Raw genomic sequence first — 21,773 nt, 5'->3', positions numbered from 1 at the left:
ATGGATACCAATTTAGCTTTACTTTTAGTTTTATCTCCTTTTTTAGGATTTTTAATCAATGTTTTCTTTGGCAAGAGCTTAGGAAAAACGGTTTCAGGAATCATCGGAACTGCTGCTGTAGTCGTTTCTTTTGCTGTTACACTTTTCTTCTTCAGTCAAATCAGCCAAACCAAACAAGCCCTTCAGGTTACTTTATTTGACTGGATTCAAATTAGTAATTTAAAGATCAATCTTGGATTTTTATTAGATCAATTGTCTTTATTATGGTTGCTTTTTGTAACCGGTATCGGATCATTGATTCACTTATACTCTATCAGCTACATGCACGACGATGAGAATATGCACAAGTTTTTTGCTTATTTGAATCTGTTCGTATTCTTCATGATTACCCTTGTAATTGGAAGTAACTTGTTAGTTTTATTTATCGGTTGGGAAGGTGTTGGACTTTGTTCGTACTTATTAATTGGATTCTGGCACAAAAACCAGGATTACAATGATGCTGCGAAAAAAGCTTTCATCATGAACAGAATTGGAGATTTAGGTTTATTAATCGGAATGTTCATACTAGGTTCAATGTTCTCTACTTTAGATTATGCTACTTTAAAAACAGCAATCGCAGGAGCAGCAAACTTAAACATCCCGTTGCTTTCACTAGCGGCTTTATGTTTGTTTATCGGAGCTTGTGGTAAATCAGCACAAATTCCATTATACACCTGGTTGCCTGATGCGATGGCAGGACCAACTCCGGTTTCGGCATTAATTCACGCTGCAACAATGGTTACAGCCGGTATCTTTATGATTACCCGTTTGAACTTTGTATTTGATTTAGCTCCGGACGTTCAGTCGGTTATTGCGGTTATTGGTGCCATTACTTCATTAGTTGCGGCAACAATTGGTCTGGTTCAGACGGATATTAAAAAAGTATTGGCCTACTCTACTGTTTCTCAGTTAGGATTAATGTTTTTAGCCTTAGGATTTGGTGCTTACGAAGTAGCCGTTTTTCACGTAATTACTCATGCTTTCTTCAAAGCCTGTCTGTTCTTAGGTTCAGGATCTGTAATTCACGGTTTACACGGAGAGCAGGATATGCGTAAAATGGGTGGTTTGCGTAAAGCGATGCCAATCACTTTCTGGACAATGTTAATTTCATCATTAGCCATTTCAGGTGTTCCGTTTTTCTCTGGTTTCTTCTCAAAAGACGAAATTTTATTAACGGCATTCCATCACAATATTCCACTTTATGTAGTAGGATCTGTTGCTTCGATCATGACGGCATTTTATATGTTTAGATTGATGTTCCTTACTTTCTTCAAAGATTTCAGAGGAACCGAAGAGCAAAAACACCACTTACACGAAAGTGACGGATTGATTACTTTCCCATTAGTAATTTTAGCAATTCTGGCTACTTTTGGCGGATTGATCAGTTTACCAGGAAACAGCTGGCTGAATGGTTATTTAGCTCCTCTTTTCACGAAAGTGGCAGGCGAAGAGCACCATTTAGGTACAACAGAATACACTTTAATGGGTGTTGCCGTTTTAGGCGGATTACTGGGTATTTTAATTGCTTATGTGAAATACTTCAAACAGGATAATGTTCCGGAAGCGGATGAAAACATTAGTGGTCTGACCAAAGTGTTATACAATAAATATTATGTAGACGAAGCTTACGATGCTATTTTCGTTCGCTCTATCAACGGATTATCAAGATTTTTCAGAGACTATATCGAAACAGGTTTGTCTGCTCTGGTTTTTGGATTAGGAAAAGTAGCCAATGAACTGGCTTTTCAAGGTAAAAAATTACAAAACGGAAGTATCGGATTATATCTTTTTGCATTTGTTTTAGGGCTTTGTGCCATTGTTTCCTATATATTTTTAGCTAAATAATTTTACAACTATGAACGTTTCTCTTATATTAATTATTCTTCTAATTGGTGCATTTGCCACTTATTTTGTTGGTGACAAACTAGCATCAAAAGTAGCTTTGTTCTTTAGTTTGGCGGCTTTAGGTTGTTCAATTGTTTTATTAAATCATTTTAGTGCCGGCGAAAATATCAGCCTGATCAATACGTGGATTACACAGCCTAAAATTTCATTTGCTCTAAATGCAGATGGTTTGGGTATGGCCATGCTTTTATTGACTGTAGCGCTAACGCCAATCATCATATTCTCTTCTTTTGGAAATGAATACAAAAATTCAAAAGCATTTTACGCGTTAATTTTATTTATGGCATTTGCTATGACAGGAACTTTCCTGGCAGCAGACGGTCTTTTATACTATATTTTCTGGGAGTTAGCTCTTATTCCTATTTACTTCATTGCCCTAATCTGGGGTAATGGTGATGCCGAAGAGCGCAGAAAAGCAGTAGTTAAATTCTTTATCTACACACTGGCAGGTTCCTTGTTCATGTTAGTAGCTTTCATCTATTTGTACCAGAAAGCAGGTAGTTTCTTAATCGAAGATTTATACAAATTAAATTTATCTGCTTGCGAGCAATTGTGGATATTCTTAGCTTTCTTCCTGGCTTATGCTATTAAAATCCCAATCATCCCCTTCCACACCTGGCAGGCAAATGTGTACCAAAAAGCACCAACTGTTGGAACGATGCTTTTATCAGGTATCATGTTAAAAATGGGATTGTACAGTGTGATTCGTTGGCAATTGCCACTTGCACCATTGGCTGCAAAAGAATACATGAACATCTTTATCGCGCTTGGAATTGCGGGTGTGATTTACGGATCAATTGTAGCTTTAAGACAAAAAGATTTGAAGAAATTATTGGCTTATTCGTCTTTGGCGCACGTTGGTTTAATTGCGGCAGGAACTTACACCTTAACGATTGATGGTTTACGTGGAGCTGTATTGCAAATGATCGCTCACGGTTTTGTGGTAGTAGGTTTGTTTTATGCTGCTGAAATTATCTTCAGAAGATATGAAACCAGAGAAATTTCAAAATTAGGAGGTATCCGTACACAATCTCCAAAATTCACTTCTATGTTTTTAATTTTGGTACTGGCTTCTGTAGCTCTACCAAGTACTTTTAACTTTGTTGGAGAATTTACTGTTTTGTATAGTCTTTCTCAAATTAATATCTGGTTTGCTGTTTTAGGCGGAACCACTATTATTTTAGGAGCTTATTATATGCTTAAAATGTTTCAAAATGTAATGTTGGGAGAAACCAATTCGAAAACATTTGCAGACGTGTCTGTTAATGAAGGAATTTCATTAGTTGCAATTATTGCCGTTTTAATTTTCTTCGGATTCTATCCAAAACCAATTACAGATTTGATTACACCAAGTTTAGAAACGATTCTGAACGTTATCAATAAAAATTAAAAAATATTTTAAATAAAAATAAATTAGGGCGTCATTAGTTTTAGATTTCCTAAATCAAAAAAACAAAAATGAATACATTAATAGCTATAACAGGATTGGGTATTTTCTGCCTATTGTTTGAAATTCTTAATTTAAGAAAGGCCATTGTTCCTATTACCATCGTTGGTTTACTAGGTGTTTTGGCGCTTAACTTTTACGAATTCGGATCAACAGCAAGTTACTATAACAACATGATTACAGTGACTAAATTCTCTGTTACCTTTTCATCGTTGTTTATTGTGCTGACTATTTTCCTGGTAGCATTAAGTCATAATTTTTACGAAAATCATCCAACCAAAATCTCCGATTTTGTTGCGATCAAAGTATTTTTATTAGCTGGTGGAGTAGCAATGGTTTCTTTTGGAAACTTAGCTATGTTTTTCTTAGGAATTGAAATCCTGTCCATTGCCCTTTATGTTTTAGCAGCAAGCGATCGTTTGAATCTAAAAAGTAACGAGGCGGGTATGAAATATTTCCTAATGGGATCTTTCGCATCAGGAATCATTTTGTTCGGAATTTGTTTGATATATGGAGCAATGGGAACTTTTGACGTCGCTGAAATACATGAAGTATCTTTATCTGCCGAATTGCCAATCTGGTTTCCAATCGGAATGATTTTGATGATTATCGGTATGTTGTTTAAAGTAGCAGCAGTTCCATTTCATTTCTGGGCTCCGGATGTTTACGAAGGTTCTCCGGCATTAACTACTGCTTTGATGAGTACTTTGGCAAAAGTAGTAGCCATCGCAACACTTTACAAATTAGTTTATGCCTTAAACTTAGTTCCGTCTTTAGACAACCAGGATCTTTTAGGGACTTTTGAAACGATTGTAGTGATCATTTCAATTGCTTCTATGACTGTTGGAAATATAATGGCATTACGTCAGGTAAACGTAAAACGTATGTTGGCATTCTCAGGAATTTCACATGCCGGTTTTATGTTGATGACTTTGCTAACGATTGCAACCTCAGCAGGTGTTTTATTGTACTATACTGCTGCTTATGCATTGGCCGGAATCGCAGCATTCAGTGTTGTTTTATACGTATGTAAAAATCAGGATAACGAAGATATCACGAACTTTCACGGTTTAGGAAAAACAAATCCGCTATTGGCAGCAATCCTTACAGGATCTTTGTTGTCTATGGCCGGTATTCCTATTTTCTCGGGTTTCTTTGCTAAGTTATTTTTATTCAACCAAACCATTCAGGCAGGATACATTGCTTTAGTGATTGTGGCGGTTATCAACTCCATTATTAGTGTTGGCTATTATTTCAAACTAATCCTGGCGATGTACTCTAAAGAACCTAATCAGGAGCGTACAGGAAAACCTTTCCTTATTTATGCGGTTGCCGTGATTTCAATTGCTTTAAACATTGCTTTAGGTTTATTCCCTTCTTTAGTTTTAGACCTTTTAAAATAAGAAATTAAAAACAACTATACGAGCCGTCAATTTTCATTGACGGCTTTTTTATTTAGAAGAATAACGCCTCAAAACAATCCCCCCGAATTGTTAAAAATTCCATAGTATTAAAGGCGTATCAAAAAATATCGATTATATTTGATGAGTTTTTAAAACCAATTACATTATGAACTTTAATTCAAAAAATCCATTTTTAAGCAACAAGCGTTTCTCCTCTAATGCTGTTTCAAAAGCTGAAGAAGTACACCAGGCACAAATCATTGATTACAATCAGGAAATGACTTTGTCTGGTACGATTAACAAAACAGCTATCTTGTTTTTAATTTTATGCGGATCGGCCATGGTAACCTGGTGGATGGCATTTAATGGAATGAATGTGATGCTGCCTGCTATCGGAGGTGCTATCATTGGACTAATTTTAGTTGTAATTTCAGCCTTTAAACCACAAGCTTCTCCTTACTTAGCTCCTGGTTATGCTTTATTTGAAGGATTATTTATAGGAGGAATTTCAGCCATTTTTGAAGCCAAATATCCCGGAATTGTAATTAATGCCGTTGGAGCAACTTTGGTTACTTTTTTAGTATGCCTTGGTTTGTATAAATTTAGAATTGTAAAAGTTACCGAGCAATTTAAGTCAGTAGTGGTTGCGGCAACATTAGCCATTGCAACTTATTATTTAATTTCATGGCTGGTTTCTTTATTCACAAGCTGGACTCCGGTTCATTACGGAAACTCAATGATGAGTATTGGAATTAGTGTTTTTGTAATTATTATTGCTGCATTAAACTTATTCCTTGATTTTGATCAGATCGAAAAAGGAGTACAGCAAAGAATGCCAAAATTCATGGAATGGTATGGCGCAATGGGATTAATCATTACCCTGGTTTGGTTGTACATCGAATTCTTACGTTTATTATCAAAATTATCAAGCAAAGATTAATTTCTTTTCTTTACTTACCATAAATCAAAGCCTTTTGAACATTCAAAAGGCTTTTTTTATACCCCCTTGTCAAACATTCTCTAAGTAAGAAATACTCAAACCACTCCCCTTACTTTTCATTCCAATTACCCATTATTTTTCTGCACCCAAAGTTAAAATGTCTGCTGCTGCAGAAGTCTGTACTTCTCTTTTTTTACTCAAAAACGATTCCTTTTTTAATCTAAAAAATACAACTAGCGTATAAAAGGGATCATTTTTAGCTTTAAAATATAACTTTTTTCTTACTATAAAATGCTGTTGCTAAAATTGCCGAAAACTCACTATTTTATCCTTTTTGCATCGATTTTATTTCCCAAACAGTACTCCAAATTACATTAAAAATGAACATCGGCGAGGCTTTTTCAAATTATGTAATAAATTGCATTAAATGCAATTTATTACATAATTCATATTCAAAAGCATAAATTTTTAGTACTTATATTATTTTATAGCAAATATTTTACACATATCAAAAAATAAATATATTTTTGTGTAATCGATTACAAGAAACTTATTGATTCAATAACACAAAAAACTTTATTAACCGAAAAACCACAATTATGAAAAGAAACCTACTTATTCTGATGCTTTTACTGCTCACCATTCCCCTATGGGCACAACAAGTTCAGATTACAGAATCTTCAGGCTGGCTCGAGTCGGCATTTGTTAAATGGCAGCCTGTAAGCAATGCACAAACCTACAATGTTTACTACTCCGGTAACGGCATTACCGATCAAAAAATCGACGACCAACTGATCAGAAGTTACGGAAGTTATTTTCGCGCAGACATCCCCGGACTTAAAGCCGGATCGTATACCGTTAAAGTAAAACCGGTTATTTCGGGTGCAGAAGGAACAGGTTCAGTAACTGGTACCTTAACCGTTGCCGCACAGGATCGCAATGGATTTGCTTTTGAAGGCGGTCGTGTTCCCGGAGGTTACAAAGCAGATGGAACGCCAAAAGACAATGCTGTTATTCTATATATTACCCAAAACACCAAAAACACCATTTCGATGAACATCACCGGTGCCAGTGCAAATCCTTGCGTTGGCTTGCAAAACATACTGTATGCGATCAAAAAAGGAAAAGATACGCGTCCGTTTATCATTCGTTTAATTGGAAATATCACTGACCTGACGGTTATGGAAGGCGGAGATGTTGTTATCGAAAATGCCAACAATGCGGCAAGTTATGTAACACTCGAAGGAATCGGAAATGATGCTGTAGCCAATGGCTGGGGCGTACGTCTCAAATCGGCATCCAACATAGAGGTAAGCAATCTTGGTTTTATGAACTGCAACAGCACTGCCGGCGACAATGTTGGCATGCAACAGGACAATGATCACGTTTGGGTACACAACTGTGATTTGTTCTACGGAAATGCAGGAAGCGACGCCGATCAGATCAAAGGAGACGGAGCTCTCGACAATAAAACCTCGACCTACATCACGCTATCGTACAATCATTTTTGGGACAACGGAAAAGCAAGTCTTCTAGGTTTAAGCGAAGGCACTACCAGCGGATTGTATATCACTTATCACCACAACTGGTTTGATCATTCTGATTCACGTCATCCTCGCGTTCGTTATTATTCGGCACACATCTACAACAACTATTTTGATGGTGTATCCAAATACGGTTCGGGTTCTACCTTAGGCTCTTCCTTATTTGTGGAAGGAAATTATTTCCGCAACAGCAAACATCCCATGCTGACTTCTTTGCAGGGTACTGATATCTGGGACGAAGCCAATCAGGTAAACAATGCCGGAACTATGGGAACTTTCTCAGGGGAAGCCGGAGGATCTATAAAAGCCTTCAACAATACTTTTGACGCTTCAAACGGAACTAATAATATGCGTTTTGTCGCTTACAACGACCCTAATCCGTTATACAATATTGCCGGAAAAATTAGCTCAACGACAGATTTTGATGCTTATGTTGCGGCTACAAGAGGGGAAACGGTAAGCAGTTCGGTTAAATCCAAATCGGGAGCCAATACCTACAACAACTTTGATACAGATGCTGCACTATATGTCAAAAATCTAACCATAGAACAGCCGGCAACAGCCAAAACAAAGGTCACTCAATACGCAGGACGTGTTTCGGGAGGTGATTTAAAATGGACTTTCGACAACAGCATAGACGATACCTCTTCACTTGTAATCACAGCATTGAAGTCGGCACTTACCAATTATACAGGAGCTTTGGTTGCGATTCAGGGAGAAGGCAATCCGCCTGCAAGTACTCAAACCCTAACCTCAACCGCCAATAACAATCAAACGGTAAGCAGCGGTACTGCTATTGCCTCTATCGTATTTACCTGGGGAGGAAATGCCACTGACGCAACGGTTACAGGATTGCCTGCTTCAGGAATCAGTTTTGTAAAAAACACTACTGCTAAAACCATCACTATTACCGGAACTCCAACCGCTACTGTTTCTTATTCGATTGCCACAACCGGAACCGGAACTCCTGCTACAGGCTCAGGAACCATTACCCTTTCAGGAGCGGGAGCACAAACCTTAACTTCAACCAGCAACAACAACCAAACTGTTGCCAGCGGAACTGCTATTGCCTCTATCGTATTTACCTGGGGAGGAAATGCTACTGACGCAACGGTTACAGGACTACCTGCTTCGGGAATTAGTTTTGTAAAAAATACCACTGCCAAAACCATCACTATTTCAGGAACTCCAACCACTACTGTTTCTTATTCGATTGCCACAACCGGAACCGGAACACCGGCAACAGGTTCAGGAACGCTTACGGTTACTACCGGAACGCCAACTAGTGATGAAATTCACAACTTTACAACATCGGGAAAAACAAGTTCATTTTACACCATTACCGGAAATATGAATTCAACCAATGGATCAGTAACTTATGCCGGACTCACGCTCACGGCACGTTTAAAAATGGAGTCAAGCACTACAATTGCTTATACCACTACAAACCCTTCTACTTTAACCCTGGTTTTTGATTCTAATTTTACCGGAACCGTTAAAGTAAATAATGTTTCCTATACCGAATCGGCCGGAATTGTAATCGCATCTATCCCTGCGGGTTCCAATACCATTACAAAAGGATCTGTTGCCAATCTGTTTTACATCAGTACAGAATACAACAACGGACCTACATTACGAATGGCACAAGCGACTGACGTGATAGCTGAACCAAAAGCTTCAAAGGTGATTTTATACCCCAATCCGGTTGCTGATGTTTTATACTTCTCAGAATCTAATCAGACTGTAGAGAAAGTGTTCCTTTATAACATCTCGGGCAATCTGGTAAAAACCTCCGGAAAAGAAACTAAAAGTATGGACCTAAGTACTCTCATATCTGGGACTTACCTGCTAAAAGTCGTTACTGCTGACGGTTCCTTTACGCAAACTGTTCTTAAAAAATAACCCAAAAAACCATTCTAAAAACAAAAGGCTTCCCAATTGGAAGCCTTTTACATTTTATCATTTTACAGAAAACAACTATTACAAATCAAATTTAATTCCCTGTGCCAATGGCAAACTTGTCGTATAATTGATTGTATTGGTCTGACGACGCATGTAAATTTTCCAGGCATCAGATCCTGATTCACGTCCACCACCGGTTTCTTTTTCTCCACCAAAAGCGCCTCCAATTTCAGCACCTGAAGTTCCAATGTTTACATTCGCAATACCGCAATCAGAACCCACTACTGATAAAAATCTTTCTGCTTCACGAAGATTATTGGTCATAATAGCAGATGATAATCCTTGTGCAACTCCATTTTGAAAATCGATAGCGTTATCCACTTCACCTGAATATTTAATCAGATACAAGACCGGAGCAAATGTTTCGTGCTGTACAATTTCAAATGAATTTTGTGCTTCTGCAATTGCAGGTTTTACATAACAGCCGCTTTCATAACCTTCACCTGAAAGCACTCCGCCTTCTACCAGGATTTTACCTCCTTCGGCAACTACTTTATTTAAAGCTTTTGCATACTGCTCCACCGCGTGTGTATCAATAAGCGGCCCCACATGATTGTTTTCATCCAACGGGTTCCCAATTCTTAATTGTTTGTAAGCCGCAACCAAAGCATCTTTTACTTTATCATAAATACTTTCGTGAATAATTAGTCGGCGTGTTGAAGTACAACGTTGTCCGGCTGTACCAACAGCTCCAAAAACAGCACCAATAACGGTCATTTTAATATCGGCATCCGGAGTCACAATAATAGCATTGTTTCCTCCTAACTCTAACAATGATTTCCCTAAACGTCCTGCAACCGCCTGTGCTACAATTTTCCCCATTCGGGTTGAACCTGTAGCCGAAACTAACGGGATTCTGGTATCCGCTGTCATTAATTCTCCTATTTTATAATCGCCGTTGATCAAACAAGAGATCCCTTCCGGTAAATTATTCTCTTTAATCACCTGAGCGATAATGTTCTGACAGGCAATTCCACAAAGAGGTGTTTTTTCAGAAGGTTTCCAAACACAAACATCCCCTGAAATCCATGCCAAAGCCGTATTCCACGACCAGACCGCTACAGGAAAGTTAAATGCCGAAATAATCCCTACTACTCCCAACGAATGGTATTGCTCGTACATACGATGTCCCGGTCTTTCAGAATGCATGGTTAAACCGTGAAGCTGACGTGACAATCCAACTGCAAAATCGCAGATGTCAATCATTTCCTGCACCTCACCATAACCCTCCTGCAACGATTTCCCCATTTCGTAAGAAACCAATTTACCAAGTGCCTCTTTATTTTCACGAAGCTTTTGTCCAAACTGACGTACAATTTCTCCACGTTGCGGTGCCGGAATTAAACGAAAAGTTTTAAACGCTTCTGTAGCCGCCTGCATTACTTTTTCATAATCCTGAGGCGTCGACATTTTTACCGATCCTATTAGTTTTCCATCAACCGGTGAAAAGCTCTCTAAAACTTCTCCCGAAGAAAAGTTTTGTAAACCTGTAGATGTTCCTTCGTTGATCGCTTTGATGCCCAATTTTTCCAGAGCCTCATTCATTCCAAACTGTGATGCTATTGTTGTCATTGTAACTTTTTTTGTTAAAATTGTTATATTTTTATGTAAAGATATTATTTCAAGCCGAAATTTAATCGAACTAAGTTGTTAAAATCAGGTAAATTTAGCTTTAATTAAAATGAATTACAGCGCGATAGCATGATTTATTCGTCTTAATTGATGAAATTTGCGGAAATAAAAGTACTCAAATATGTCCATTTTCAGTCGGTTTTTAGTTTGTTTCGTCCTAATTTCAGTTCCTGCTTTTTCTCAAAAAGAGCAAAAAAAATCCTTTCAGGTCGTTCCTTTAGGGATAAAAGGAGGGATAGACGAGAAGAATCTTTCAGCCTATTTAGTTGCACCTGCCAATACGCATGATTTTATCTGTTTAGATGCCGGAACGGTAAACGCCGGAATTGAAAAAGCAATTGAAAATAAAGTGTTTAAAGTTTCAACCAGCGAAGTTTTACGAAAATACATTAAAGGTTATTTTATATCGCATGCTCATTTAGACCATGTTTCGGGTTTAATCATAAACTCTCCGGCAGATTCTTCGAAGACGGTTTATGCCACTGAAAAATGTATGGAAATGATGGAAAACCATTATTTCAACGATCAGACTTGGGCCAATTTTGGAGATAAAGGTCCCGGAACTCCGTTAAAAAAATATCATTTTCAGACTTTAAATGTCGGAGAAGAAATTCCGATTACCAATACCACGATGACGGCAAAAGCATTTCCGTTAAGTCATGTGAATCCGTTTGAGAGTACTGCTTTCCTGATTAAAAGTGGCGAATCGTATGTGCTTTATCTGGGTGATACCGGACCCGATGCTGTAGAGAAAAGCGACAAGTTAAAGTCGCTCTGGACCGCAGTTGCACCTTTGGTTAAAAGCAAACAACTGAAAGGTATTTTTATTGAGGTTTCGTTCCCAAATGAACAACCGGATCAATTTTTATTCGGACATCTGACGCCAAACTATCTGATGAAAGAACTTCACACCTTAGCGGAGTTATCGGGAAAAGATACTTTGAAAGGTTTCAGTATTATCGTTACGCACCTAAAACCGCCCACTAAAAACATTATAAAACTGAAAGAACAGCTGCAAAAACAAAATGATCTGGGACTAAAACTTATTTATCCTGAACAGGGGAAACGTTTTGAGTTATAGTTATAGCATTTAAATTTAAACCCGACAGGTTTTTGAAACGGTTTTAACACATAGAAACATAGGTTCTTCTGCTATAAAAGAGGCGTTTCACTTCATTTAAATACACATATCTTCTGTGTCTTTATGTTTACTTTTTTGTTAATTACGCCAACTGGTATAAGATTTAAATTTTAAACCCGACAGGTTTTTGAAACCTGTCGGGTTTGTTGATTATATCCTTATTTCTTCGCAACAAATCGAGGATCTGATTCCATTACGGTTCCGCAATTATCGCAGGTTCTTAGTGCTACCGAATTATAAAAATGTTCGAAGTGCGGCAGAAAATCTTTTTCTATATTATGCAATTCAAAAAACACTTCATAGAGTTTGTGATTGCAGTTATCACAGTGCCAAAGCAATCCGTCAGTATAACCTAATCCTGCACGTTTGCGTTCGATAACCAATCCAATTGAACCTTCGGAACGAACGGGCGAATGCGGAATTTTAGCCGGATGTAGGTACATATCACCCGCATGTAATTCCATTTCCTTTCGCTCTCCATCTTCCTGAATGATGACTTTTATGCTGCCTTCCAACTGATAAAAAAGCTCTTCGGTTTCATTGTAATGATAATCTTTTCGGGCATTTGGACCCGCAACGATCATCACTATATAATCACCGGAATCAATGTATAAATTTTTATTTCCAACAGGCGGTTTTAGTAAATGACGGTTCTCATCGATCCACTTCGTAAGATTGAAAGGTTTTGCTATTGCCATTTTAAAAGGTAGTAAGTTTCTAAGTAGCTAAGTTAAGGAAAAGTTTTCAGTCGCAGTGCCTGTTTTTAGTCTCAGTCCCAGTCCCAGTTTACAGTGATGAACTGAGACTGAAAACTGAGACTGTGACTTATTTCACCTCTCTGATCAAATAGATGTAAACCGGAAAATGATCGCTGAATCCAACTTCGGTTAAACTATGCCGTAACGGATATCCTTTGTACTGTCCTGAACGCTGAACCAGAAAGGACTTATTGAAAATCCCCGCTTTCCAAAAGTTAAAGGTTGAAAAATCAGCTTTTAGAAGTGATTCTGTGATGATAATTTGATCGAAGATGTCCCAGGAGTCCCGAAATGCAATCGTTCCCAAACCTTTATCAAGCATTGCTGCAAACGGATTAAAAACACCAAATTCTCCCACTTCTGACTTCTTCGCTTTTGCTCCCAGAACTGTTTTTACACTTTTATTAGTAGGGCTATCATTCAGATCCCCCATCGTGATCACTTTAGCAGAGGGGTTTATTTTTTGCAACGAATCGATGATTCTTCGGTTTAAATTTCCGGCAGCTTCCCGAAAAATACTGCTTGCCTTTTCGCCTCCCGATCTGGACGGCCAATGGTTGACAATAATATGCAGTTCCTCTCCTTCCAAAAATCCCGTAATTAAAAGCTGATCTCTGGTAAAAACACGATGGTTGTCAGCCATTTTAATTTCAATATCATCGTCCTGCTGTGGCTCCTCTTCTTTAAGCGTGACCTTATTATGATAGATGCGCAATGGAATGTTAGAATACACGGTAGGTTTAAAATATTTTGTCTGATACAGCAAAGCGACATCAATCCCTCGTTTGTCCGGTGAATCAAAATGAATGATACCATAATCAAAAGGGAGCAACTTAGGCTGTTTGATCAAATCTTCCAAGACGGCACGATTTTCAATTTCCGCGCCTCCAATTAATACCGGAGCATTGGAGTTGTCAGGCATTCCAATTTCAGACAAAACTGTGGACAGGTTTTTTAATTTCTGTTCGTACTTTTCTATAGTCCAATGCTGCGCCCCCTTGGGTGTCCATTCATCATCGTTGGTATTGACATCATCAGTGGTGTCGAAAAGATTTTCAAAGTTGTAGAAGGCAACCGTGTGAATCGAATACTTTTTGGGTTGTGCTCGCACGATGGTCAGAGACAGAAAAACGATACAACAAAGCTGAACAGAAATTACCTTCATAAACTTAGATCCTTAAAAGGTTCAATTTAAACAATTAACTCTATTTGTAGGAATTTTCTAATTATTTTATTTTTTAAAATATTTATATTTGTTCTATCTTTACGAATGAAACTGCAGAAAAAATATGAAAGCGAGCCTACACCAATACTTCAGAAACTACTTTTCTTTTTATAAACTCGTATTTCTTATTTTTGCTTTACAATCCATACACTGTCAATCACAACAAAATATGATAACACCACCTTATTTACAAAAAGGAGATACTGTAGCCCTTTTAGCAACAGCCAGAAAAAATATAGACGATAACTTAAAACCTACTATAGATTTATTGCACAGCTGGGGACTTGAAGCGGTTGTTGGAAGTACGATTGGTTTGGATTTTAATCAACTGGCCGGTACCGACGAACAACGTGCTGCCGATTTTCAGAAGCAGTTAGACAATCCAAACATTAAAGCGATCTGGTGTGTTCGCGGAGGTTATGGCACTGTACGAATGATCGACTTACTCGATTTTACGAAATTCAAACAACATCCGAAATGGATTGTTGGCTTTAGCGATGTTACGGTTTTACACAATCATTTGAATACGATGGGCTATCAGTCCATTCACGGTATAATGCCTGTAACGGTACCACGTGCTACTCCCGCAGCGGTTAGTTCAATGAAATCTGCCTTATTTGGTGAACCGATTTCTTATGCGATTGGTCCGGATAAGATGAACCGATTTGGAACTGCAACCGGTGAATTAGTAGGCGGAAATTTATCGATTCTGTACAGTTTGTTAGGTTCTCCCTCGGCAATTGACTGTAAGGATAAAATTTTATTTATCGAAGATTTAGACGAATACCTGTATCATATCGATCGTATGATGATGAATTTAAGACGCAATGGATGCATCGAAAACCTAAAAGGAATTCTTGTTGGAGGCATGACCAAAATGAAGGACAACGAAGTTCCCTGGGGGAGAAATGCTGTGGAAATTGTAGATGATGTTACCAAAAAATACAATATTCCGGTAATTTTCAATTTTCCGGCCGGACACATTCAGGACAACAGGGCCTTAATTATGGGAAGTACTATTTCAATTGATGTAAAGGAAACAGGAAGTACGGTTACTTTTCAAAAATAATAGTATCTGAGAATTCTTTTTCTCTAAAGAATTTTAAATACCACCTATCATAATTTTACAAAGACACGAAGTCGCAAAGTTTTATTCTATTCTTTGCGACTTCGCGTTTTTACATGCCAATTGCTCTTTACTCCCTAAAAATAGTATAACTCACAATTAAAAAAAATGGCTGAGCATAATGAACTTGGAAAAATAGGAGAAGACCTCGCTGTCGAATACCTGGAGCAAAACGGATACAAAATCCTAGATCGGAACTGGACTTTTCAAAAGGCGGAAATTGATATTATCGCCCAAAAAGAATCCATTTTAGCGGTCATTGAAGTAAAGATAAGATCAAGTCTGGATTTTGGTTTGCCACAGGATTTTGTGAAACCAAAAAAAATTCAGCTGCTGGTAAAAGCAGTAAATGCCTACATAAACGATAGGGAAATAGATTTTGAAGTGCGATTTGACATCGTTGCGATACACAAAAAAAAGGAATCATTTGCAATTGAACACATTACAGACGCTTTTTTCCATTTTTAACATAATTTTACAATGTTATATTTGTAACAAATTGTTCTTTTATTTATATTCGCAAAGTTTTATAACACTACAATTTAACTACACCAACCCAATTAAGTTACAAAAAAAAGAAAAAAACTATGAAAACCGTTTCTTCAATCGTCGAAAATTACATTAAAACAAAACCCTTTTTATTAAATGCATTATCGCTTGGAATCATTAACCTTACTTCTCTTTCGCGGAATATTATGACCGAATTAGAAAGTGAATTTGGTAAAGAAGTAAAACAAGGCGCTGTTGTAATGTCATTGAAACGACTCACAGAAGAACTGGATTTTAAGTTGAATCATAAAATTAATAAAGTAATTAAGAATATTGGCGAAATCACGGTTCGATCTGAGCTGACCGATTATACTTTTGCCGCTTCGGAAACTGTTTTGAACAAACAGGCTGATTTAATTTCTGATATTAATGCTTTATCTGATATCTTTTACACCTCATCGCGTGGGGTAAACGAAACCAATATTGTGGTAAGCAGCAGTGTAAATCATTTGGTTGAAAAACACTTTATGCGCGAAAAACTAATTCAGAAATTAGATAATTTAGCCTCCATAACGGTAAAATTACCAAAAGAAAACATCGTCGTTCCCGGAATTTATTATTTCATTTTCCAGCGTCTGGCATGGGAAGGAATTATTATCAATGAGGTTATTTCGACTTCAAATGAATTTACCATTTTAGTTGGAGAAGATCAGGTTGATGTTGCTTTTAAAGTAATCAAGGACCTGAAAAACTAAATATTCTAAATTACAAAAAATAAAAAACCCGACAGCTTTTTGAAATCTGTCGGGTTTCGTTTTTTATATTACTCTCCCAGTAATTCCATCAACTCCAACGCACGTTTGGTCGATTTTACATTGTCAAAAGTCAATAAAAGACGCAAACCGTTAGGTGTTTGTTTTTCTTTCATCTGACAAAGATTACTATGGGTTTGTACAAATTTGATCACTTTATGGAAACGTTTGGACTGGTAATAATCAGATTGCTGATCTGAAACGAAATAACCAATCATTTTTCCTTTTTTCATCACCAGTTTCTCAATACCCACGCTTGTCGCAATCCATTTGATGCGAATACTATTCATCAAAGCATTGGCACGCGGCGGCATCGGACCAAAACGGTCAATTAATTTATTTTGAAATACCACAAGTTCCTGTTCGTTTTTCACACCGCCCAGCTCGTTGTATAAACTCAGACGCTCCGTAACGTTATTGATGTATTCATCAGAAAACAATAACTCAAAATCGGTATCGATTTGTAAATCTTTTACATATTCTTTCGTTTCAATATCATTCTCTTCCGGATACAAGTCTTTGAATTCATTTTCCTTCAATTCTTCGATCGCCTCGTTCATGATTTTTTGGTAGGTATCAAATCCAATTTCATTGATGAAACCGCTTTGTTCTCCACCCAATAAATCTCCTGCACCACGAATTTCAAGATCTTTCATTGCAATGTTAAAACCACTTCCGAGTTCGCTAAACTGCTCCAAAGCCTGAATACGTTTTCTGGCATCTTCTGTCATGGAGGAATAAGGCGGACAGATGAAATAACAGAATGCTTTTTTATTGCTTCGTCCTACTCGACCGCGCATTTGATGCAGATCAGACAGTCCGAAGTTATTGGCATTGTTGATGAAAATCGTGTTGGCATTGGGTACATCCAGACCACTTTCGATGATGGTTGTCGCTACCAAAACATCAAAATCTCCATTCATGAAGCCCAACATTAATTCTTCGAGTTTGGCTCCTTCCATTTGTCCGTGACCAATTCCGACTCTTGCATTTGGAACTAAACGCTGAATCATTCCGGCCACTTCTTTTATATTTTCGATTCGGTTGTTGATAAAGAAAACCTGTCCGTTTCGCTGAATTTCATACGAAATCGCATCACGGATTATTTCTTCATTAAACCCAACGACATTTGTTTCAATAGGATATCGGTTCGGCGGAGGCGTTGTAATAACCGATAAATCCCTTGCTGCCATTAATGAAAACTGCAACGTTCTCGGGATTGGCGTTGCCGTTAAGGTCAGAGTATCTACATTGGCGGCAATGGTTTTAAGTTTGTCTTTTACGTTTACTCCAAACTTTTGTTCCTCGTCGACAATCAATAAACCAAGGTCTTTAAAAACTACATTTTTGTTGACTAGCTGATGGGTTCCAATAACAATATCGAGTTTCCCTTCTGCTAAATCTTTTAAGGTTTGTGCTTTTTGTTTGGCCGTTCTAAATCGATTCATGTAACCAATGGTAACCGGCATGTCTTTCAATCGTTCTGAAAAAGTACGGTAGTGCTGGTAAGCCAAAATAGTAGTCGGAACCAAAACAGCCACCTGTTTACTATTGTCTACCGCCTTAAACGCCGCACGAATCGCCACCTCTGTTTTTCCGAAACCTACGTCGCCACAGACCAAACGGTCCATTGGGCGATCGCTTTCCATGTCGGCTTTAACCTCTTGTGTCGATTTGGTTTGATCCGGCGTGTCTTCGTATATAAACGAACTTTCTAATTCGTTTTGCAAATAACTGTCCGGTGCAAACTGAAACCCTTTTTCCAAACGTCGTTTGGCATACAATTGAATCAAATTGAACGCAATATGTTTGACACGTGCTTTGGTTTTTTGTTTTAAAACTTTCCAGGCGTTCGATCCTAGTTTATAGATCTTCGGAGGAGTTCCGTCTTTTCCGTTGTATTTTGAAATTTTATGAAGCGAATGAATGCTTACATACACAATATCGTTATCCGCATAAACCAGTTTTATGGCTTCCTGTGTTTTGCCTTCGACCTGAATTTTCTGCAGGCCACCAAATTTCCCAATTCCGTGATCGATATGCGTTACATAATCACCCACCGAAAGCGCGGTTAATTCCTTAAGTGTAATATTCTGCTTTTTGGAGTAACCGTTTTTGATATTAAATTTATGATAACGCTCAAAAATCTGGTGATCGGTATAGGCTGTAATCTGACTTTCTTCGTCAATAAACCCCTGAAACAAAGGCAATACAACGGTATGATATTGTTTTCGAATGTTCTCGGAATTGGCTTCGTCTAAAGTTTCGAAAATATCGTGAAAACGTTTGGCCTGCGTTTCATTCGAACAAAACAAATAGTTTTTATATCCGTTAAAATGATTGTCGCTCAGATTGTTCAACAGCAAATCAAATTGTTTGTTGAAGGAAGGCTGAGGATGAATATGAAATTCGAATGTTTTTGTGGTTTTAAAAACAGGTTTTGAAGCCAGCTCTACTATCGAAAAATCTAATGCCCGTTTGATAAACGAACTTTGATTTAAGAATAGCTTTTCAGGTTCAGCATGTTTTATTTCTTTTGAAAGTTTCTCAAAAGCTTCTTCGGCTCTGGCAAATTGTTTGTCTAACTGATTGAGAAGCCCGTCTGTGTTTTGAACAAACAATACGGTATGTTCTGCAATATAATCGAGGAAACTCTCTCTGTTCTCCTGAAAAAGTTTGTTCTCGACATTCGGGATTATTGTAATTTTTTTGTGCGTTTCTACCGATAATTGGGTTTCAACATCAAAACTTCTGATGCTGTCTACTTCATTTCCGAAAAACTCTATTCGATAAGGGTGATCGTTTGAAAACGAAAATACATCGACAATTCCTCCACGAACAGAAAATTCTCCCGGTTCGGTAATAAAATCGACTCTTTTAAATTCATATTCAAACAAAACTTCGTTGATAAAATCGATCGAAATTTTATCGTTCAAAGCGACTTTCAGTGTGTTTTTATCAAGTTCTCTTCGGGTAACCACTTTCTCAAAAAGGGCTTCCGGATAGGTCACAATTACAGCAGGTTTTTTACGGGAATTAATTCGGTTTAAAACCTCAGCACGAAGCAGCACATTGGCATTATCGGTTTCGTCAATTTGATACGGACGACGGAATGACGCAGGATAAAACAATACGTCCTGTTCTCCGATCATTTGTTCGAGATCGTTCAGATAATAGGCAGCCTCTTCTTTGTTGTCTAAAACAACCAAAAAAGGCAATTCTGCTTTTTTGAAAACGGCACGTATAACAAATGAAACCGCCGACCCTAACAATCCGTTAAGATGCATTTTTATTTGCTTCTGCTCCAGTAATTGTGTAGCAATCTGCTGATTTTTTGGCAGATTATCGTACAGGGTATATAAGGCGTTTTTACTCAACTTTTGGTGTGTTTGGATCTATATTTTTTACCGGAACGGGAGCTGTACCTGCATTTGGAATGGCACGTGTTGTATCTAACATTTTTAAGAACTCTTCCTCTCCTTCTTCTTTTGGAATTTTACTTTTTACCATAATAAGATCCATCTGTCTTTCTAATGAAACCAGTTCTTTGTTGATCTCCCCAATTAAAAATGTTACTTTATCTGATGGAATCTGATTCAGGTGAATAAACAAATCCATCATTCTCACTTTTGTAATCAGAATAGAAATTCGGCTTCTGACCTGTGGGATATTAAACTCCGCAGGAATGTTATTGTTCAAAGCCATTACTTTTTTGGAAATCGCGGTTGATTTCTTTTGAAAGGCTCCAATAGTTTTTCTTGGTTTATCTCCGAGTTCTTTTAAAAAGTCACGCCATTCATTCCACGAATTCACTTTTTGTTCCGAAATTTCGTTAATAGGCTCATCGATAAAATCCCAGCTTTTATTGATCTTATTAAAAATGACTTCGTTTTTTTTGGCTTCTTTTTCGTTTTCAGCACGGCGCTTTTCATCTTCATTCTGACATGAATTCAATACAAAAACAAACAGTAGAAAAAGAGATATCTTATATTTCATTTGGTAAAACATTAAGCTACAAAGTTACAAAGTAATTTTACAATTACGAATTCTGATTTCTGATACAAATTACTTTATCTATCAACTGGTAGCGGATTCTGAATTTGCGAATTCCTATTTGTAAGACTTATCAAAAAACCTCGAATTCCTGATCGAAAATACTTATAAATTTTAATCTACACTCCCTGTCTAACAGCGAATAATCTAAAAAAGAATCTTTATCATTGTTAAATTTATAATTTGTCCTTCTGAAAAGTAAAAATAATTGAGGAAACGTTATATTTGTCTCTCTAAAAAAACCATTCAAAAAATGAATCCAAAAATATTAATCATTGGTGCCTGTGGTCAAATTGGGACAGAACTAACCCAAAAACTGCGCAAACTATACGGAACAGACAATGTTATTGCTTCTGACATTAGAAAATTAAATACTGACGTTGTTAATTCTGGTCCGTTTGAAGTGGTCAATGCTTTAGATTTCAACCAAATCGAACATCTTGTTGAAGTACATAAAATTACTGATATTTATTTGATGGCGGCGCTTTTGTCGGCTACAGCCGAGAAAAACCCTGCATTTGCCTGGGATCTGAACATGAATTCATTATTTCACGTTTTAAATTTAGCAAAAGCCAAAAAGGTACAGAAGATTTTCTGGCCTTCGAGTATTGCCGTTTTTGGACCTACTACTCCTAAAGAAAATACCCCTCAATATACGGTAATGGAACCTTCTACTGTTTACGGAATTAGTAAACAAGCCGGAGAAAGATGGTGCGAGTACTACCATAATATTTATGGTGTTGATGTACGAAGCATCCGTTATCCTGGTTTAATTAGCTGGTCGACGCCTCCGGGTGGTGGAACTACAGATTATGCTGTTGATATTTTCTACAAGGCTATCGCCGATAAAAAATACGAATGCTTTTTATCTTCTGAAACAAAAATGCCAATGATGTATATGGATGACGCAATTGATGCGACCATTAACATTATGAAAGCACCGGCAGAGAAAATCAAAATACATTCCTCCTACAATTTGGCTGCAATGAGTTTTACTCCTACTGAAATTGCTGCTGAGATTAAAAAACATATTCCTGATTTCGAAATAACGTACAATCCTGATTTCCGCCAAAAAATTGCGGACAGCTGGCCGGCAAGCATTGACGATACTGAGGCAAGACAAGACTGGGACTGGAAACATACTTTTGATTTGGAATCGATGACCAAAGACATGTTAGAGCATTTAGGATAACAAACTGCCTACAAAATATAAAAACGCACAAATTGTGCGTTTTTTTTATGCTTTGAATTTGCCCACGGTTTTTACTGGCAGCGTTAATGGATGCCGGTTTTCAAT

15 protein-coding genes are annotated in these 21,773 nt (G+C 37.5%); 10 read left to right on the top strand and 5 right to left on the bottom strand.

Annotation, left to right across the window (positions count from 1 at the left end):
* The 5 genes from nuoL (at window position 1) to ACN1CN_RS09665 (ending at window position 9,180) form a co-directional block, all read left to right on the top strand.
* Window positions 1-1,884 (top strand): NADH-quinone oxidoreductase subunit L, encoded by a 1,884-nt coding sequence (nuoL, locus tag ACN1CN_RS09685; RefSeq protein ID WP_419135490.1) that lies wholly within the window; start codon window positions 1-3, stop codon window positions 1,882-1,884.
* Window positions 1,885-1,894: 10 nt separating this feature from the next.
* Window positions 1,895-3,334, top strand: coding sequence for a complex I subunit 4 family protein (locus ACN1CN_RS09680; protein WP_419135489.1), 1,440 nt, complete (start codon window positions 1,895-1,897; stop codon window positions 3,332-3,334).
* Window positions 3,335-3,402: 68 nt separating this feature from the next.
* The gene (locus ACN1CN_RS09675; RefSeq protein ID WP_419135488.1) at window positions 3,403-4,794 is read left to right on the top strand and encodes an NADH-quinone oxidoreductase subunit N; all 1,392 of its coding nucleotides are present in this window, start codon (window positions 3,403-3,405) and stop codon (window positions 4,792-4,794) included.
* Between the two features lie 166 nt (window positions 4,795-4,960).
* Entirely contained in the window at window positions 4,961-5,734 is a 774-nt protein-coding gene (locus ACN1CN_RS09670) for a Bax inhibitor-1/YccA family membrane protein (RefSeq protein WP_017494595.1), read from the top strand.
* Window positions 5,735-6,333: 599 nt separating this feature from the next.
* Window positions 6,334-9,180: a T9SS type A sorting domain-containing protein gene (locus tag ACN1CN_RS09665; protein ID WP_419135487.1), complete on the top strand. Its 2,847-nt coding sequence runs from the start codon at window positions 6,334-6,336 to the stop codon at window positions 9,178-9,180.
* 78 nt (window positions 9,181-9,258) lie between these two features.
* On the opposite strand, the gene ACN1CN_RS09660 is transcribed toward ACN1CN_RS09665, so the two are convergent.
* Window positions 9,259-10,812, bottom strand: a complete 1,554-nt coding sequence (locus ACN1CN_RS09660; protein WP_419135486.1) for an aldehyde dehydrogenase family protein — start codon at window positions 10,810-10,812, stop codon at window positions 9,259-9,261.
* A 181-nt stretch (window positions 10,813-10,993) separates the two neighbouring features.
* Between ACN1CN_RS09660 and ACN1CN_RS09655 the strand changes: the two genes are divergently transcribed.
* Entirely contained in the window at window positions 10,994-11,953 is a 960-nt protein-coding gene (locus ACN1CN_RS09655) for an MBL fold metallo-hydrolase (protein WP_419135484.1), read from the top strand.
* 218 nt (window positions 11,954-12,171) lie between these two features.
* On the opposite strand, the gene ACN1CN_RS09650 is transcribed toward ACN1CN_RS09655, so the two are convergent.
* A complete protein-coding gene (locus ACN1CN_RS09650; RefSeq protein WP_264525957.1) occupies window positions 12,172-12,711 on the bottom strand; it encodes a 3-hydroxyanthranilate 3,4-dioxygenase in 540 nt (179 codons plus the stop codon).
* A gap of 127 nt (window positions 12,712-12,838) precedes the next feature.
* A complete protein-coding gene (locus ACN1CN_RS09645) occupies window positions 12,839-13,936 on the bottom strand; it encodes an endonuclease/exonuclease/phosphatase family protein (protein WP_419135483.1) in 1,098 nt (365 codons plus the stop codon).
* A 229-nt stretch (window positions 13,937-14,165) separates the two neighbouring features.
* On the opposite strand from ACN1CN_RS09645, the gene ACN1CN_RS09640 reads away from it, so the two are divergent.
* The 3 genes from ACN1CN_RS09640 (at window position 14,166) to ACN1CN_RS09630 (ending at window position 16,366) form a co-directional block, all read left to right on the top strand.
* Window positions 14,166-15,065, top strand: a complete 900-nt coding sequence (locus ACN1CN_RS09640) for a S66 peptidase family protein (RefSeq protein ID WP_419135482.1) — start codon at window positions 14,166-14,168, stop codon at window positions 15,063-15,065.
* 165 nt (window positions 15,066-15,230) lie between these two features.
* Complete coding sequence (locus tag ACN1CN_RS09635; RefSeq protein WP_419135480.1) at window positions 15,231-15,590, top strand: YraN family protein; 360 nt, start codon at window positions 15,231-15,233, stop codon at window positions 15,588-15,590.
* A 119-nt stretch (window positions 15,591-15,709) separates the two neighbouring features.
* Window positions 15,710-16,366, top strand: a complete 657-nt coding sequence (locus tag ACN1CN_RS09630) for a hypothetical protein (RefSeq protein WP_008466087.1) — start codon at window positions 15,710-15,712, stop codon at window positions 16,364-16,366.
* Window positions 16,367-16,434: 68 nt separating this feature from the next.
* Here ACN1CN_RS09630 and mfd read toward each other — a convergent pair whose 3' ends face one another.
* Both mfd and ACN1CN_RS09620 read right to left on the bottom strand, forming a co-directional pair.
* Window positions 16,435-19,800: a transcription-repair coupling factor gene (gene mfd / locus ACN1CN_RS09625; RefSeq protein WP_419135479.1), complete on the bottom strand. Its 3,366-nt coding sequence runs from the start codon at window positions 19,798-19,800 to the stop codon at window positions 16,435-16,437.
* Window positions 19,793-20,419: a hypothetical protein gene (locus ACN1CN_RS09620; protein WP_419135477.1), complete on the bottom strand. Its 627-nt coding sequence runs from the start codon at window positions 20,417-20,419 to the stop codon at window positions 19,793-19,795. Before ACN1CN_RS09620 ends, mfd begins: the two co-directional genes overlap by 8 nt.
* Before the next feature lie 310 nt (window positions 20,420-20,729).
* On the opposite strand from ACN1CN_RS09620, the gene ACN1CN_RS09615 reads away from it, so the two are divergent.
* Complete coding sequence (locus ACN1CN_RS09615) at window positions 20,730-21,668, top strand: L-threonine 3-dehydrogenase (protein ID WP_264525951.1); 939 nt, start codon at window positions 20,730-20,732, stop codon at window positions 21,666-21,668.
* Window positions 21,669-21,773 lie beyond the last annotated feature (105 nt).

Origin of the sequence: Flavobacterium sp. T12S277 (assembly GCF_048514875.1) — a bacterium.
Classification (GTDB): Bacteria; Bacteroidota; Bacteroidia; order Flavobacteriales; family Flavobacteriaceae; genus Flavobacterium.
Note: the sequence above shows the minus strand (reverse complement) of the source record. Positions and strands in the feature narration are given on the sequence as shown.

Coding starts and splice junctions, on each gene's coding strand:
- nuoL (WP_419135490.1), top strand. CDS start 1: ATGGATACCAATTTAGCTTTACTTTTAGTTTTATCTCCTTTTTTAGGA.
- ACN1CN_RS09680 (WP_419135489.1), top strand. CDS start 1,895: ATGAACGTTTCTCTTATATTAATTATTCTTCTAATTGGTGCATTTGCC.
- ACN1CN_RS09675 (WP_419135488.1), top strand. CDS start 3,403: ATGAATACATTAATAGCTATAACAGGATTGGGTATTTTCTGCCTATTG.
- ACN1CN_RS09670 (WP_017494595.1), top strand. CDS start 4,961: ATGAACTTTAATTCAAAAAATCCATTTTTAAGCAACAAGCGTTTCTCC.
- ACN1CN_RS09665 (WP_419135487.1), top strand. CDS start 6,334: ATGAAAAGAAACCTACTTATTCTGATGCTTTTACTGCTCACCATTCCC.
- ACN1CN_RS09660 (WP_419135486.1), bottom strand. CDS start 10,812: ATGACAACAATAGCATCACAGTTTGGAATGAATGAGGCTCTGGAAAAA.
- ACN1CN_RS09655 (WP_419135484.1), top strand. CDS start 10,994: ATGTCCATTTTCAGTCGGTTTTTAGTTTGTTTCGTCCTAATTTCAGTT.
- ACN1CN_RS09650 (WP_264525957.1), bottom strand. CDS start 12,711: ATGGCAATAGCAAAACCTTTCAATCTTACGAAGTGGATCGATGAGAAC.
- ACN1CN_RS09645 (WP_419135483.1), bottom strand. CDS start 13,936: ATGAAGGTAATTTCTGTTCAGCTTTGTTGTATCGTTTTTCTGTCTCTG.
- ACN1CN_RS09640 (WP_419135482.1), top strand. CDS start 14,166: ATGATAACACCACCTTATTTACAAAAAGGAGATACTGTAGCCCTTTTA.
- ACN1CN_RS09635 (WP_419135480.1), top strand. CDS start 15,231: ATGGCTGAGCATAATGAACTTGGAAAAATAGGAGAAGACCTCGCTGTC.
- ACN1CN_RS09630 (WP_008466087.1), top strand. CDS start 15,710: ATGAAAACCGTTTCTTCAATCGTCGAAAATTACATTAAAACAAAACCC.
- ACN1CN_RS09620 (WP_419135477.1), bottom strand. CDS start 20,419: ATGAAATATAAGATATCTCTTTTTCTACTGTTTGTTTTTGTATTGAAT.
- ACN1CN_RS09615 (WP_264525951.1), top strand. CDS start 20,730: ATGAATCCAAAAATATTAATCATTGGTGCCTGTGGTCAAATTGGGACA.